The following is a 16,881-nucleotide window of genomic DNA, read 5'->3' as shown; positions in this document are numbered from 1 at the left end:
ATTTTCGCAGACTGATTCTTTTCCCAAAGCTGCGCTGCTCTAGGCTTTGACGGCACTCTTCGCCTCAAGGATCAGAACTGCCTGTCCCAAGTCGGATAAACCATTTTCACACACTGCCTATATTCGTAAACGGGAAAAAAACAGGAATATTAGCTTGCTATCCTGCGAAAACAGTTGCATCCGATCTCAGTATAAGAGTATTGTTCAACGAAAACAGGGCGAACCTCTGCAAGCCTCTCTCCTAAGTGGAAAGTGACTGCATGAAATTCACCCTGTGTTATCCTGATGTACAGATTCAGAATATGATCACTTTTGCGTTACTCTTCGGGTTCTCGATGTTCACGTTTCAAACGACGATAATCTCCTGGTGTAATACCCGTTACCCGCTTAAATACACGTCCCAACGTAATTCCATTTGCATACCCAACCTTCAGAGCAATATCCTGCAAAGAGTAATCGGTATTGAGCAGAAGCTGCTCCGTCTCCTTCATGCGAAGTTCTGTAACAAAATCAACAAACTTCATGTTAAATTCTGTCTTGAACAAATAACTCGCATGTTTGCCCGTAATCTGGAATCGATCGCTCAGATGTTTCAATGAAAGATCAGGATTCGCAAACTGTTCTTCGATATAATTTTTCATTTCATTAACCATGGCTTTGTAACTCTTGGTTTCCGTTACCGCTACATACGTTCTGAACAAGTCCGTCAGTCCATCAAACAAAAGACTTTTCACATCCGTAAGCGTCTCTGCCTCTTCCACAGCACTCAACCATCTGTTGATGTTTTCTTCGGACAGCTCTTCCTGAAGTCCTTCCGACATCATGGCTACCTCTCGGCTGAGCATCTGTAACATGGCCTGAATCAGAGAACGAATCTCATCATCCGGCAGTTTGTTCTGTTCAAATGCTGTAAAGATCTCCTCCAACTGTTCCCGCCACTGTCCACTCGACATCCGGAACCGCTTAACAAAGTCCGCAATCATCTGCAGATAGGTATAGGTATCCAGCAAAGGATGCTGTGTTTCACCACAGTCGGCTTGGCCGACATCTCCATTCATCAACAGTTTACGTTGCATTACCGCTTCTGCGGCCGCATAGGAATCTCGTATTGCACCGATTCCCTGAGCAATAGGTCCAATGCCAAAGCTTAAGGAAATGCGTAGATTTTGTTCTACCCAAGATTTGCATTCCTCAGCTACTACACGAATCTGCCCAGACATATCCAAGTTGTTATCATTCTGTTCTTTGAACACAAAAAGGATTGCAATTCGATCTACACTAATCCATTCCGTCCAGCATTGGACTCCCGTATTACGTGACAGCTCTTGCAAAACGTTCATCAAGGCAAACTTCAGCGTATTTTGTTCACCTCTCGTGTACCTCTCCTGAAATCCCTTCTCATAACGGTTAATCTCTCCAACAACAACGACAAAACGCGACGAGTCATGCACGTCATTCAGTGGAGAAAGCTCTTTTAATTGCTCTGCTGCATTTTCCATGTGTTCACCATGCAACAGGGCATTGAACAACTTGCTGCGCTGCATGAGTACATTTTCCCTGCTTTTCTTGTCATAATCCATCATATGATTAATCAGATTCTCAAGCACACCATCAATCATCTTCATCTCATCCGTGCGAGCACCTGAGTGTTCGAACACCCGAATCTGATGAGACTCAATCCGGTTCATGATGATCTGAATGGGTTTATAGTTACGGCGAGTAATGTACACGATATATACAATCGCACAGATGACAGTCACAATAGCAATGATTACCCATACATAAGATATGACAGATACCCAGCCAAACAAGTTGCCGGCCTTAATTCCACTGGATATTGTCCAGCCCAGTCTTTCTAGCGCTAGCCTATTCAGTTCCTGACCATCTATCGAGCCCTCTTGGTCCGAATGTGCATTATACACAACCTTACCGTCCCGATCCGTAATCGTCAGGAATGAGAGCTGACCATTAACCATACTATCTACACTCTGTTCAATGCTGCTCATCTTGATATTAATGACCAATGTGCCCTGAGAACCAAAAGGCAAAGGCATGTCCTTGTTCACCGTTAATACGCGAATAGGGGTACGTTGAACAGAGTCCGCATCGAATTCCCGGACCGGTTGCCAGCCTGAACCGATAGACCCGTTACCCATCTGATCAATCCATGCCTTATCCGAGAAACCTTCCACTTCTCTGGAACCACTTACGGTCAGAACATGTTTATTTCGCTTGTCATATAGATAGATGGACTGAATCCATGAGGACGAATTGGATAGCTCACGTAAATTCTGCGCAATTGCATACACCGTGTCCGAGCTGGTCAGGTTTGTGTTATTAAAATAGAGTTTGTATGCCTGCTGACTCTGTACCGTTTCCAGGATGGATAGTTCAATATCCCTGATTGTACGATCCACCGTGTCTATCATATAACTGGAGGAAATCCGGTCTGCTTTTTTTGTTTCCTCTTTAGAGATGTCATTGATGAAAACAAACGCGATAAAAATGAGTATGGTCACCGTAAGAAAAAAAATTGGGAAGTACGAGAACAATAACCGGTAGTACCAATTACGAGACAATAGACCCCACTCCTCACTCCACGATGCCAATGTTCTCAGCCGTGGTTCTACTGTTCAGCATCCATCTCACCTTAGGGGCTGAATACTATATGATAACGCTATCATAACTGATTTTATGTTATTATAGCACAAGCCTCTGAGCAGCAAAGCAAGAATTGAATTCAAAGAGCCAAAACAAAAAAACCGTGCTGAGCAGACAACAACTCAGACACGGAACAGTTCATCTGGCAGCACACCGTTATATCTTGGATGCTCTAAATGCCAGAATCCTTAAACAATGTGGCCATGGAGCCACCATCCACAATAATGCGTACGGCGCGGGCCAGCATTGGTGCAACAGGTAACACTTTGAAGCATTCAGGGTGGTCATCTGGCAGTGCGATCGAGTCCGTAACGACCACCTCTTCAATTGACGGGTGATTCAATTTACTTACTGCCCCATCCGAGAACAATCCGTGTGTTGCACATACATATACATTTTTGGAGCCACGTTCCTTCAACCCTTCCACAACATTCAGAATGGTTGTTCCAGTGTCGATCAGATCCTCAATAATAATAGGTGTCCGTCCTTCTACATCACCAATGACATGGGTAATCACCGATTCATTATGGCTTGGACGTTTCTTGATCATAATGGCAAATGGAGAATCCAGACGGTTCGCCAGCTTCTCTGCCATCGATGCTCGTCCCGCATCCGGGGAGACGACAACAGGGTTCTCGATTCCTTTGCTTAACAGATAATCACTAATCAGATCCAGTGATGTCATATGGTCAACCGGAATGTTGAAGAATCCCTGTATGGCCGCTGCGTGCAGGTCGATCGTTACCACTCGATTGGCGCCAGCCGTAGTTAATACATCTGCTACCATCTTGGCTGAGATTGGTTCCCGAGGAGCGGATTTACGCTCTTGACGAGCATAGCCGTAATACGGAACAATGATGTTCACAGTGCGCGCTGAAGCCCTCTTGGCGGCATCAATCATCACAAGCAACTCGACAAACAGCTCATTGATCGGATGAGACAACGACTGTACCAGAAACACATCACAATTACGGATCGTTTCTTCATAATGAACGTATATTTCTCCGCTCTTGAACCTGGACAGCTTGATCTTGCCCAGTTGTACACCCAGCTTGTCACATACCTGTTCTGCCAGCTTAGGGTTCGATGAACCGGAAAAAATACGTAACGAATGCTGCATAATGCCCTCCCGAGGGTTGAAGTCCCTATATAATCCCTTATCTAAAAGGTTATTTCCTACCCTCATTATACTCCAATGGCTTATACATTTAAAGGAATGAACGAGCGATGACGGCCTTCAAAAACAGCGACTTCCGTACAGCCCAACTCATGCAAAAGTGCTTCAGCTTCAGGCAAATAATCCCCAAGCTTCAGTGGGTCATGCGCATCAGAGCCCATGGTTAATGGAATACCCAAGCGAATGGCTTCCGTCAGCATTCTGCGACTAGGGAACATCTCGGCACAAGGCTTCGATAACCCGGAAGCATTCAGCTCCATGGCGCAGCCACTTTTGGCAATAGCCTGCAGCGCTGCGTTCTCCAGTGAGATACGTTCTTCTGTCTGCTCCGTTGAAGGAACATAGCCAAACCGTTTAATGACATCCGTATGGCCCATAATATCGTACATCCCCGTGGCGGCTGCCTTCCTTACGGCATCGTAGTACTGACGATATACTTCAAGGATGTCTTTGCCCTCCCAGTGATGGGTCTGGCGAAAATCCGTAATGTCCCATTCCCCGAGAAAATGAACAGAACCAATCACATAATCCCATGGATAACGCTCAATGATTGCACAGATCTCTGTTTCCCAACCTTCAATATAGTCACCTTCCAGACCAACACGTACGTCAATCTGACCACGGTAACGTTCTTTCAGGGAGAAACACTCCTCTACATAACGCGGCAGTTCATCCATAGGCATCGCCATTTCCGGATAATATTGAGCCGGATCGACATGCAATAATGGCATGTGATCGGACAATCCAATCTGGGATAGTCCGATCTCCACACCACGCTGTACGTACTCTTCCAGTTTGCCAACGGCATGTCCACACCGCTCATGGTGTGTATGATAGTCTATACGCACGAGACTCGCCTCCTAATCGCGGCGAGGCCGTTCATGACGGCGACTCAGCTCTGACATAATGTCGTCCAGCGGTAGCTTGCGCTCTTGTAACAGGACGAGCAGGTGATACATCAGGTCACTGACTTCCAGACGAAGCTCGTCATTATCTTTATTTTTGGCGGCGATGATTGTCTCGGACGCTTCTTCACCGATTTTTTTCAGTATTTTGTCTACACCTTTATCAAACAGATACGTTGTATATGCACCCTCAGGACGCTCACGTTCACGCTCTGCAATAACGGATTCCAGTTCAGCCAATACCTCAAAGCGACTTTCGGAACCGGAACTTGCAGAAGCAGATGCCGCACCCGCTTCATCCGAAGCCTTGTCTGCCGATTTCTCTGGCAAACCAATGATTTCATTATGGAAACAAGTTACCGCCCCTGTATGGCAAGCCGGACCGTTCGGTTTCACCTCAACCAACAAGGTATCGCCATCACAATCATATTTTAGGGAAGTAATCGTCTGCACGTTGCCAGATGTTGCTCCTTTATGCCACAACTCCTGACGCGAGCGTGACCAGAACCACGTCTCACCGGATTCAAGCGACAACTTCAGAGATTCACGATTCATATAAGCCATCATTAAGACTTCCCGAGTATCCACATCCTGCACAATGGCAGGAACCAATCCGTCACTCCAACGAATGTGTTCCACAACCTGTTCCAAGGACAACTGTTCCTTGATTTCATCGCTCACTTTAGTCACGGATCTCCACCCCTTGTTCTCTCAAATGTTGTTTTAACGCCGGTACGGCGATTTCTTTGTAATGGAAAATCGTTGCGGCCAGCCCTGCGTCCGCTTTGCCTGTGGTGAATACATCATAGAAATGAGATTCCTTGCCCGCACCGCCCGATGCGATGACTGGAATACGCACAGATTCGGATACCGCTGCCGTCAGCTTCAGATCGAAACCGTCTTTTGTTCCGTCCGCGTCCATACTTGTGAGAAGAATCTCCCCCGCGCCCAAGCTCTCAGCCTGTTTAACCCATTCCAGCGCCTTGATCCCGGAGGGTTTCCGTCCACCATGCGTGTAGACCTCCCACTCGCCCCAAGCTTCGTTATACTTGGCATCAATCGCTACCACGATACACTGCGAGCCAAAGCGACGTGCACCATCTGCAATCAACTGCGGATTAAGTACGGCGGCTGTATTCACTGCAATTTTATCCGCTCCTGCACGGAGAATCCGCTTCATGTCCTCTACCTTGGAGATGCCACCACCTACCGTAAAGGGAATAGCAATCTCGCCCGCCGTCTGCCGCACGACTTCTTCCATCGTTTCGCGACCTTCTACCGAAGCGGAGATATCGAGAAACACCAATTCGTCCGCGCCCTCGCGGTCATATAGTGCCGCCAGCTCTACCGGATCACCCGCATCGCGGAGATTAACGAAGTTGACGCCTTTGACGACCCGGCCGTCCTTCACGTCCAGACAGGGGATGATTCTTTTTGCCAGCATGCTACCTCTTCCTCTCTATCCGAATATCCTTTACTTGTTTACCGCACGTACTGCTTCAGACAGATCGATACTACCAGTATACAGTGCTTTACCCACAATTGCTCCACCAACACCATCATCCGCGTGGCGACTCAGACGAAGCAGATCATCCATTACACTCACACCGCCGGAAGCAATAACCGTCCGTCCGCTTGCCTTAGCAAGAGACACAATCGCTTCCACATTAGGACCCTGCATCATGCCATCACGGGAAATATCCGTAAAGATAAACGTTTCTGCCCCATACGCCGCCAATTCCTTTGCGAGTACCTCTGCCTGTACTTCCGATGTTTCAAGCCAACCGCGAGTTGCCACGTACCCGTTACGTGCATCGATGCCAATTGCCACTTTGTCGCCGTAACGTCCCAGTACTTCCTCTGTAAAAGCACGATCCTCAATCGCTGCTGTTCCAATGATCAGCCGGCTAACACCCAGACTCAGCAAACGTTCTACATCAGCTACCGTACGAAGTCCGCCGCCTACCTGAACAGGTACGTTCACAGCCGAGGCAATCCGCCCGATCAACTCATCGTTAACAGGATGCCCTGCTTTCGCACCATCCAGATCGACTAGATGAACATATGTACCGCCTTGCTTCTCCCAGGATAAAGCCACTTGAACCGGGTCATCGTTATACACGGTCTCCTGATTATAATCTCCCTGCACCAGTCTTACACATTTGCCGTCCCGGATATCAATCGCCGGATATAGGATAAAAGATGACATACAAGGCCTCCTGAATATGAATTAGATTTGTACGCTTTCTATAGTTAAGAAGAGATGATGTTTTACCTTTGTACAGGTGCTCCTGTCAGAGCCAGAAAGTTGCCGAGCAGCTTCATGCCAAGTTCGCCACTTTTCTCCGGGTGGAATTGCATACCGAAGTTCGATCCTCTTCCTACAATGGCTGTCACCGGATGTCCGTAATCCGTTACCGCCAGCAGATCGTCCCTGTTTTCAGTAAGCGCATGATAGGAATGGACAAAATAGACGTGACCTGCCTCAAGCCCCGTAAATAGAGGGTTTTCCGCGTGCAGGAATTCCAAACGGTTCCATCCCATATGAGGAACCTTCAGTTCTCCTGGGGCGAAACGCACCACTTTACCTGGCAAAATATCCAGTCCCTCATGTTCGCCATGCTCTTCACTTGAGCTGAACAACAATTGCATGCCCAGACAGATACCGATCAGTGGCTTGGACCCGGCAGCGGCTTCCTTCACCACCGTATCCAGTCCACTCTCCCGCAGATGAACCATCGCATCACCAAAAGCACCTACGCCTGGCAAAATGACACCATCTGCGCCAAGAATCTCTTCCCGGTCGCCCGTGACCAGCGCTTCGTAGCCAAGACGTTCGACCGCTTTGCCGACGCTGTGCAGGTTACCCATACCGTAATCGACAATTGCAATCGCCATCGTCTACAGCACTCCCTTCGTGGAAGGCACACCCGTTACACGTGGATCAATCATCGTTGCTTCATCCAGTGCACGTCCCAATGCCTTAAAGATCGCTTCAATCATGTGGTGGGTGTTCTGACCATAGTGCACAATGACATGTAACGTAATCCGAGCTTCCAGCGCCAATTTCCACAGGAATTCATGTACCAGCTCCGTGGAGAAACTGCCAACCTGTTGGGAAGGGTATTCTGCACGGTATTCAAAGTGAGGTCGGTTACTCACATCGATAATGACTTGAGCAAGCGCCTCGTCCATCGGTACAAAAACACTGGCGTAACGCTTGATACCACGTTTGTCACCCAATGCTTCTCGCAACGTCTGTCCCAGACAGATGCCGATGTCTTCAACCGTGTGATGATCGTCGATATCAATATCTCCACGGGCCTGCACGTTCAGGTCGAATTGTCCGTGCTTCGTGAACAGATCCAGCATATGGTTCAGGAAAGGTACATCCGTTTCAATCGTGGATTGTCCTGTTCCATCTACATTAAAGGCCAATTGGATATTGGTCTCGTTAGTTTTGCGGTCAACCTCTGCTTGGCGCACTGCACCTTTGTTTTCAAGTTCCACACCATTATTTTGCTTATCCATTGTCCGATTCCGCCTTTCCTTCCTGTTCTAACCGTACAGCGATTGCACGGGCATGCCCTTCAAGACCCTCATGGCGGGCCAACTCTATAATAGCCGCTCCGTTCTTCAGCAGCGCTTCTTTACTATAATAGATCAGACTCGATTTTTTGATAAAATCATCCACGTCCACTGGCGAACTGAATCGCGCAGTACCATTGGTCGGAATAATGTGATTGGGTCCTGCAAAATAATCCCCTACCGGCTCCGAGCTGTACGGGCCGAGGAAGATCGCGCCGGCATTTTCGATCCGGCCAGCGTAAGCCATCGGCTCCTGCACCATGATCTCCAGATGCTCCGGTGCAAGCCGGTTCACCACATCGATTCCCTCATCGATGGAATCAACCACAATAATCGCGCCATACTGCTCCACGGAAGCAGCAGCAATATCCCGCCGCGGCAGCACTTCAAGCTGCCGCTGCACTTCGCCCTGCACGGCTTCCGCCAGCGTGGCCGAATTCGTGACGAGAATGGCCGATGCCATCTCGTCATGTTCCGCCTGCGACAACAGGTCGGCGGCGACGTACACCGGATTCGCCGTATCATCGGCGAGCACCACAATCTCACTCGGCCCGGCGATACTGTCGATATCGACCGCACCGTACACCTCGCGCTTCGCGAGCGCCACGTAAATATTGCCCGGTCCACAGATTTTGTCGACCGGTGCAATACTCTCCGTGCCGTAAGCGAGGGCGGCGATAGCTTGAGCGCCGCCAACCCGGTACATCTCGCTCACGCCTGCTTCCGCAGCAGCAACGAGGATGTACGGGTTAATACCTTCGCCACCGTTCGTAGACGGCGGCGTCACCAGAACAATCTCCGGCACGCCTGCCACCTGTGCCGGAATCACATTCATCAGCACAGACGATGGATACGCTGCTTTGCCGCCAGGTACATAGACCCCGACCCGCTTCAGCGGTCGGATGACCTGGCCCAGCAGGCTGCCGTCCGGCTGCCAATCCATCCACGAGTTGCGTTTCTGTTTCTCATGAAACGCACGAATGTTGGCGGCGGCTTGCCGGATCGCCGTCACAAAGGATGGCTCCACGGCTGCATAAGCCGCCTGCAGCTCTTCCTGCGGCACGCGCAATTCAGCGGCCGTCAGCTTCGTGCGGTCCAGCTGCTCCGTGTAACGCAGCAGTGCCGCATCACCCTCACGGCGAATGTCGCTGACAATACGCCGTACCGTTTCATTTTGCTCCGGCGTGCCATACTCCACTTCCCGCTTCAGATCAAACTCCCGTGCAGGTACAATTTTCATACGTACAACCTCCTTATCCCCTGTAGTGCCTGCCTATTCATGGCCGATTCATTTCCTTGTCGTGTCTCTTACTCTTACTTTTGCTTCTGCTTCTGCTTTGTATGTTTCTCATCTATGTTTCCAACGCATTAATTTATCCCCGAAGGCTTCCCGCAGAAATCTCATTCGATGCCGGAATGACCTGTTGAAGTGCATCACACAAGGCCTGAATTCGTGCATTTTTCATCCGATAACTTACCCGATTGGCGATAAGACGGCTGGTGATGTCCAGTATGCCTGTCATCTCCACTAATCCGTTCTCGCGCAGTGTCTGACCTGTCTCCACCAGATCGACAATCCGGTCTGCCAGACCAATCAAAGGCGCAAGCTCAATGGAACCATTCAGCTTGATCACCTCGACCTGCTGCCCCTGCTCCCGGAAATACTGTGAAGCAATCCTTGGATACTTCGTTGCAACACGTTGCTGGATGCCTGGCTTCCAGTCTGGAAGTCCGATCACAGACATACGGCACTGAGCGATTCCCAGATTTAACAGTTCGTACACATCCCGATCTTCCTCCAGCAGCACGTCTTTACCAACAATTCCGATATCGGCAACACCGTACTCCACATACGTTGGAACATCTACTGGCTTCGCCATAATGAATTCCATTCCCGCTTCCGGCACTTCGATGACCAATCTGCGTGTATCGTCTACGTCTTCTGGAATATCCAGCCCCGCTTCACGAAACAATTTGGAGGCTTTTTTATAGATTCGGCCCTTCGGCATGGCCACCTTCAGAATATCCGACATCTCAGCGTCCTCCTTCTTCAGATCCGTAAGTAATAACCTGCTCAGCCTGAGCGGTTCTTGCTTCAACCGATACGGCACTTGCCCCAGACACGTCTTCAGGAAGAAGGAGTGTCACTACATTTTGTCCCATACTGCGTAATCTTGCCGCTTCTGTTAGTGCCTCAGCCCGACGTTTCGGGGTATATTGGATAAGTACCGGTTTTTTCTCTTCAATGGTAATGCCATGAACTCCATCAATAATACGGTTCGTTTTCAGTGCAAATCCTGTAGCTGGCAATGAACGACCAAACTGTTGTAACAGATTATCATACCGTCCACCGCTACATACCGGAGATCCCAGTTCGGCTGCATAGCCTTCAAAGGTCATGCCCGTATAATAGGAGAAATCACCGATCATCGTCAGATCAATCAGCACATGCTCGGATACACCGTACGCTTCCAACACTTCGAATACGGCACACAGATGTGCAATCGACTGTGCTGCTTCAGCACTTGAACTTAGCTCTACCGCATGTGTGCATACTTCCTTGCCACCGCGCAGACGAAGGATTGCTTCAAGCTGTTCTTTCAACTTCGGTTCCAGATTCAATGCTTCAATCGACTGACGATAGCCGACATAATCACGTCCGAGCAGCCCTTCCTTCAATTGCTCCTGCTCAGCGGTCTGGCCTGGAATCACTTCCTCCAGTAATCCGTTCAGGAATCCCATATGGCCCATCGCTATTTTAAAAGAAGACACTCCCGCTGCCTGCAAAGAGGCAATCGCAAGCGCAACAACTTCTGCATCCGCCTCAGGTGAGTCGTCTCCAACCAGCTCCACGCCCGTCTGAAAGAATTCAGCCTCACGCCCAGCTTCCTCTTCAATAGAACGGAATACGTTCGCATGATAGGACAGACGCAGTGGCAACTGCTCATCTTTGAGCATGGATGAAACGACGCGTGCAATTGGAGCCGTTAGATCCGATCTGAGTACCAGTGTGGTTCCCCGACTGTTTAGCAATTTAAATAATTTACGATCTGATGTAGAGCTTGCCACACCTACCGTATCGTAATATTCAATCGTTGGTGTGATGATCTGACGGTAACCCCAGCGTTCCATACATTCCAGTACATTGCGTTCAATCGTCCGCAGTTTGGATACTACATGTGGTGTATAGTCGCGGAATCCGGTCGGTTTTTCAAAACCTTTTGGTTTGGACATTGGTAATATTCACCCCGAGTCAGTAATTTAAGAGTTGCACTCGTTCTATTTCAACAGGATTTATGTAGTGTAAATCCCCATTCTATCTTATAAACCTGAATCACAGTATTATCGCATAAGCCTTCAACTATTGGTTTAGTTCAATCCTTATCATGCTTCATTTCTCCAAGAATACTTTCACATGGTAAAGTGCTAACAAACTAAAGGATATGGGATATGATAACATGAAATCCGCACTACCGTCAACAATACCAAAGCTTGATTGCCCTTGGATCGATATATCGTTTTATATACACACCGTTACGCTCGCCAATCGGTATTTATATACGAAAAAAGCTGCCATAAGCAGCTTTTTACTTCAATCCATCTTCATTCATTACTTTATTGACTCAATGCACACTACCCTGAGAAGAATCATCCGTGTTAAAGACAGTTTCTTCCGTAGAAGCTGCCACGCGGGATAAATCACGCAGTGGATTGCCTCCAACAAAAGCTCCTGGTGCAACATCCTTATGTACGACTGCTCCAGCAGCCACAACGGCTCCATCTCCTATAGTTACCCCGGGCAGAATCGTTGTGTTAGCACCAATCAGTACATTTTCCCCGATAATCACCTCACCGAGCCTGTACTCCTTAATGAGATACTCATGAGCGAGAATCGTTGTGTTGTAACCGATGACCGAGTTTTCGCCGACCGTTATTTTCTCTGGAAAAAACACATCGACCATCACCATCAGGCCAAAGGCTGTGTGTTTTCCCACCTTCATACCGAGCATTCGGCGGTAAATCCAATTCTTCACCGATAGGATCGGACAATAGCGCGACAACTGGATCCAGATAAAATTACGAACGCCCTTCCACGGACTCACTGTCTTGTAGATATGCCAAAGTGCATTCTGGTCCTCTACCGGATAGCGGGTTACTTTTCTCATGAACGTCCCGTTTCAGTTTCAATACGGATGAGTTTCAACAAGTCTCTCATGTCATGCAACATATGGTCGGGTCCATATCCGTTCAGGATTGTTTCCCCTTTAAGAGACCATGCAACCCCCGCCGAAAGAGCGCCCGCATTTTGTGCCGATTGGATATCCACCGGACTGTCACCCACCATTAACGTTTTGGCAGGATCTGCACCTAGTTCCGTCACGGCTTTCAGTACCGGTTCAGCATGTGGCTTCGGATTCGTCACATCGGTCACTGTTACAATCGTCTTCATATACTTTAGTAGGTCAAAACGTTCCAGTACCTTTAATGTAGATGGACGAATTTTGGTTGTGACCACACCCATCACAATGCCAGCCTGATGAAGCGCCTCTACTACCTCAATGACATGTGGAAAAGGTCTAACCATCGCTTCATGATGGATATCATTATAAGCACGGTAACCTTTCACGTACTCGGAGACTTCCTCCTGGCCAGAGAAGGTACGCATTTGCTGCTCCAGTGTGCCACCCATATGTGGAATGATCTGTTCCCGAGTCCATGGAGCTGAATGCTCCCATCCCCCCATAACATGCTGGAATGAGCTGATAATCAACTCATTGGTATCAATAATCGTTCCGTCCAGGTCAAACAATACCGTGTCAATCATGTTGCATTACTCCTTTTTATCATCAACTTGCTTCGGATCATCTTTGGCTGGAGGTGTTACCTTACTCTCTTTGCCAGCAACTGTTCCTGTATGCTCCATATCATCTGAGGTAACTTTGGACGATACAATCGGATCACTATAACGAACAACTGCTTTACCTGTCACTCTTCTCACCACAATGAATACAACAGCAACAATAATAATGCCAATCGCGAGCAGTTGCGAGATTCTTACATTACCATAAGCAGGATCAAGATATCCTTGTTCAAAGCCCATTGCAGTCATTGGAGACCACAGCCCGTTCACTAATGAAGCAACCCATTGCGGAGCCTGGAAGCCAAGACTGTCTGTACGTAAAGCTTCAATGAAGAAACGACCGATTGAGTACCAGATGAAATAAGACATGAACAGTTCACCTGAACGCAGGAACTTCTGACGACGCAGAACCAACAGCAAGACCAGACCAACGAGACTCCACATCGATTCATACAAAAACGCAGGATGGTGGAATACGCCTTCTACGTTCATTTGATTCACAATAAAGTCCGGCAGATGAAGCTTGTCTCTCAAAAACGATTCTTCCACAGGACCGCCGTAGGCTTCCTGATTCACAAAGTTCCCCCAGCGTCCGATCAACTGTCCAACGAGCAGTCCAGGCGCACAGATATCGGCCATACGCCAGAAGTTATACCCTTTACGACGGAAGAAAATAACTGCACAGATAATAGCACCAATAAGTGCACCATAGATGGCTATACCGCCATTCCATATTTTAAAGACATCCCAGAAATTATCCTTATAATCTTCCCACTTAAATGCGACGTAGTAGATGCGGGCACCAATGATGGCAGAAGGCACACCCAGCAGGACCATATCCATGAACACTTCCTGTGGAATATTGTATCGTTTGCCCTCCCGGATCACGAGCAGGAGTCCTATAAGTGCCGCGGCACCAAGAATAAGCCCGTACCAGTGAACCTTTAACGCTCCAATAGAGAACGCAATCGGGTTCAACAGTAATAATGTATCCATTCATTCACACTCCTATTTATTCAATCAATCGCACGCATGACGAATGGTTGGCATACACTGCGCCTTAAGAGAAGCAGTACATGTCAACCATTTATCTTCATTTCCTTGTATAAAATATTTCTTAATCCATGTCTTCCATATCTTCCGAGATGGTTGCTGTCAGCTTGTTTGTGAATTGCAGTGCAGCATTAAGACCCATCTGTTTCAGACGATAGTTCATACCTGCCACTTCAATAATAACCGCCAAGTTCCGTCCCGGACGAACAGGAATCGTAACGAGAGGTACATCCGTATCAATGATACGTGTAGTCTCTTCATCCAGACCCAGACGATCATATTGTTTATCCTGCTGCCATGCTTCCAGACGTACAACCAAAGTAATCCGTTTGTTATTCCGAACCGCACCAGCTCCGAACAATGTCATGACGTTGATAATACCGACACCTCGAATTTCGAGCAAGTGGCGGATCAATTCAGGTGCAGTACCGTGCAACTGAAAATCTGACGTTTGGCGGATCTCTACCGCATCATCGGCAATCAGTCGGTGTCCACGTTTCACCAGTTCAAGTGCTGTTTCACTCTTACCAATACCGCTACTACCTGTGATCAGCATACCTACGCCATAGACATCACAAAGTACACCGTGAATGGTTGCTGTTGGTGCCAATTTCTTTTCCAGGAATCCCGTGATCCGGCTGGATAGAATCGTTGTAGCCATATTGCTGCGAAGTACAGCCAGATTCTGCTCTTCACTGATATCAATCAGTTCTTGTGGAACTTCCAGTCCACGCGTGACAACGATACAAGGTGTCTCTTCCGTACAAAGACGTTGCATACGATCACGTCGCTCTTGCTCAGGTAACATTGCAAAGAAAGCTAACTCCGTTCTTCCAAGCAGCTGTACCCGTTCTTGTGGATGGTATTCAAAATAACCGGCCATTTCCAGACCAGGACGGTTCAGGTCATCTACCGTAATGACTCTTTTCAATCCGTGAGATCCAGAAACAACCTCCAACTGAAATTGCTGCACCAGTTCAGATACTTTCACTTTTTTCGCCATTTGTCTCTTCCTTTCAGCATTAGCTGTCCCTCTATGTACATCAGATCGTGTATCAGTTATTTCCATTATTAGCGCATTCACAACATGGGGTACAGACTGCATACCCTTCCAACAGTCGATTCTCTCAAATATATGAAGACAGACCTTCAAATAATCTTAAATGAATTCCGGGATGAATGCAATCGCAGCCTCCGACAACCATTGGTAAGAAAAGTCTTCTGATCGAAGCACCTTCTAGGATACTACACTCGTGGTTTAGCGGCTGTTTTTCTTGCGATTATTAATCCTTCAACTCCGCCGAAACTTATAATTCCAATAATCTTAAAAGAGCCCCTTCCAGCAATAACGGAAGGGGCTCTCATTACAATGTATAATTGCATTAACTGTCAGGTTCCATCGTCACCGAGGAATCCCAGTAATATTAGTCTTGAAGAAGTACATTCACTTCAGTCTCTTTGTCAAAGATATGAACCTTGTTCATGTCGATGGCCATTTTAACTGTGGAACCATCACGAGTGTTAGAACGTCCGTCTACACGTGCGATCGTTGTATCGTTACCAACACCGCTCAAGTAGAGGAGCATTTCGTGACCCAGGTTCTCTGTAACATCTACATGTGTAGAGAATACGGAGTTCGGGGATGCTTCCAGGAATACTGGCTCTTCGTGAATGTCTTCTGGACGAACACCCAGAATCACTTCTTTGCCAATGTATCCTCTAGATTTCAACACTTGTGCTTTACCTTGCGGGATTTCAACGTCCACGCCTGGAGCAATAAAGTGAAGGTTAGCACCTTGCTCAGCCAGTTTACCCGAGATAAAGTTCATTGTCGGGGAACCGATGAAACCAGCTACGAACAGGTTAGCCGGCAGGTTATACAACTCTTCCGGAGAAGCTGCTTGTTGGATGATACCATCCTTCATAACAACGATCCGATCACCCATCGTCATAGCTTCGATCTGGTCATGCGTTACGTAGATAACAGTTGTTTCCAAACGTTTCGCAAGTTTAGTAATCTCTGCACGCATTTGACCACGCAGTTTGGCATCCAAGTTGGAGAGAGGCTCATCCATCAAGAACACTTGTGGATCACGGACAATCGCACGTCCCAAAGCGACACGTTGACGTTGACCACCGGACAATGCCTTAGGTTTACGCTCAAGCAAATGTTCGATATCCAGGATTTTAGCTGCTTCACGTACACGTTTGTCGATCTCATCTTTTTTAACCTTACGCAATTTCAAACCAAACGCCATGTTTTGATATACGCTCATATGCGGATACAAGGCATAGGATTGGAATACCATCGCGATATCGCGGTCTTTAGGTGCAACATCATTAACGACACGGTCACCGATATAGAGTTTACCTTCAGAAATTTCCTCAAGGCCTGCGATCATACGCAGTGTTGTTGATTTACCACAACCGGACGGACCTACCAGTACCAGAAATTCTTTATCTTTAATGTCCAGGTTAATGTCAACTACAGTTGCTTTATCAGAACCCGGGTATTTTTTGAAAATATGCTCTAAACGTACTCCAGCCATGATTGTTGCCTCCTCAGAGATCATTTTGTAATCGAATACAATTTGTATTTTTATAATACCCTATCTACGTGAGGTTTGACTATTCGC

General features: G+C 47.7%; 16 protein-coding genes. All 16 read right to left on the bottom strand.

The genetic code is table 11. From position 1 onward, the window contains the following. Positions 1-317 precede the first annotated feature (317 nt). Positions 318-2,579, bottom strand: a complete 2,262-nt coding sequence (locus MHI12_RS00810) for a helix-turn-helix domain-containing protein (RefSeq protein WP_405171231.1) — start codon at positions 2,577-2,579, stop codon at positions 318-320. 254 nt (positions 2,580-2,833) lie between these two features. Beyond that, the gene (locus MHI12_RS00805) at positions 2,834-3,781 is read right to left on the bottom strand and encodes a ribose-phosphate pyrophosphokinase (RefSeq protein WP_036616184.1); all 948 of its coding nucleotides are present in this window, start codon (positions 3,779-3,781) and stop codon (positions 2,834-2,836) included. Positions 3,782-3,861: 80 nt separating this feature from the next. Then, complete coding sequence (gene hisJ / locus MHI12_RS00800) at positions 3,862-4,686, bottom strand: histidinol-phosphatase HisJ (RefSeq protein WP_405171230.1); 825 nt, start codon at positions 4,684-4,686, stop codon at positions 3,862-3,864. 12 nt (positions 4,687-4,698) lie between these two features. Beyond that, complete coding sequence (hisIE, locus tag MHI12_RS00795; protein ID WP_127546306.1) at positions 4,699-5,433, bottom strand: bifunctional phosphoribosyl-AMP cyclohydrolase/phosphoribosyl-ATP diphosphatase HisIE; 735 nt, start codon at positions 5,431-5,433, stop codon at positions 4,699-4,701. After that, entirely contained in the window at positions 5,426-6,187 is a 762-nt protein-coding gene (hisF, locus tag MHI12_RS00790) for an imidazole glycerol phosphate synthase subunit HisF (protein ID WP_017691268.1), read from the bottom strand. Before hisF ends, hisIE begins: the two co-directional genes overlap by 8 nt. 30 nt (positions 6,188-6,217) lie before the next feature. Further along, a complete protein-coding gene (gene hisA, locus MHI12_RS00785; protein WP_347385615.1) occupies positions 6,218-6,952 on the bottom strand; it encodes a 1-(5-phosphoribosyl)-5-[(5-phosphoribosylamino)methylideneamino]imidazole-4-carboxamide isomerase in 735 nt (244 codons plus the stop codon). Positions 6,953-7,014: 62 nt separating this feature from the next. Continuing rightward, positions 7,015-7,641, bottom strand: a complete 627-nt coding sequence (gene hisH, locus MHI12_RS00780) for an imidazole glycerol phosphate synthase subunit HisH (protein ID WP_341005714.1) — start codon at positions 7,639-7,641, stop codon at positions 7,015-7,017. Positions 7,642-7,644: 3 nt separating this feature from the next. Next, positions 7,645-8,274, bottom strand: a complete 630-nt coding sequence (hisB, locus tag MHI12_RS00775) for an imidazoleglycerol-phosphate dehydratase HisB (RefSeq protein ID WP_036674766.1) — start codon at positions 8,272-8,274, stop codon at positions 7,645-7,647. Next, positions 8,267-9,571: a histidinol dehydrogenase gene (gene hisD / locus MHI12_RS00770; RefSeq protein WP_036674768.1), complete on the bottom strand. Its 1,305-nt coding sequence runs from the start codon at positions 9,569-9,571 to the stop codon at positions 8,267-8,269. Before hisD ends, hisB begins: the two co-directional genes overlap by 8 nt. A gap of 133 nt (positions 9,572-9,704) precedes the next feature. After that, positions 9,705-10,364, bottom strand: coding sequence for an ATP phosphoribosyltransferase (hisG, locus tag MHI12_RS00765; RefSeq protein WP_091012003.1), 660 nt, complete (start codon positions 10,362-10,364; stop codon positions 9,705-9,707). Position 10,365: 1 nt separating this feature from the next. Beyond that, entirely contained in the window at positions 10,366-11,565 is a 1,200-nt protein-coding gene (locus tag MHI12_RS00760; RefSeq protein WP_405171229.1) for an ATP phosphoribosyltransferase regulatory subunit, read from the bottom strand. 389 nt (positions 11,566-11,954) lie between these two features. After that, entirely contained in the window at positions 11,955-12,497 is a 543-nt protein-coding gene (locus MHI12_RS00755; protein ID WP_405171228.1) for an acyltransferase, read from the bottom strand. Beyond that, the gene (gene ppaX, locus MHI12_RS00750) at positions 12,494-13,156 is read right to left on the bottom strand and encodes a pyrophosphatase PpaX (RefSeq protein ID WP_405171227.1); all 663 of its coding nucleotides are present in this window, start codon (positions 13,154-13,156) and stop codon (positions 12,494-12,496) included. Before ppaX ends, MHI12_RS00755 begins: the two co-directional genes overlap by 4 nt. A 6-nt stretch (positions 13,157-13,162) precedes the next feature. Beyond that, a complete protein-coding gene (lgt, locus tag MHI12_RS00745) occupies positions 13,163-14,188 on the bottom strand; it encodes a prolipoprotein diacylglyceryl transferase (RefSeq protein WP_339787408.1) in 1,026 nt (341 codons plus the stop codon). Positions 14,189-14,309: 121 nt separating this feature from the next. Beyond that, entirely contained in the window at positions 14,310-15,248 is a 939-nt protein-coding gene (hprK, locus tag MHI12_RS00740; protein WP_017691278.1) for an HPr(Ser) kinase/phosphatase, read from the bottom strand. Between the two features lie 421 nt (positions 15,249-15,669). Further along, positions 15,670-16,794 (bottom strand): ABC transporter ATP-binding protein, encoded by a 1,125-nt coding sequence (locus tag MHI12_RS00735; protein ID WP_124118337.1) that lies wholly within the window; start codon positions 16,792-16,794, stop codon positions 15,670-15,672. Positions 16,795-16,881: the final 87 nt, after the last annotated feature.

The organism is Paenibacillus sp. FSL H8-0280 (assembly GCF_045040665.1).
In the GTDB taxonomy this organism is placed as follows: Bacteria; Bacillota; Bacilli; order Paenibacillales; family Paenibacillaceae; genus Paenibacillus; species Paenibacillus xylanexedens_A.
This window is presented reverse-complemented; position numbering and strand designations above follow the sequence as displayed.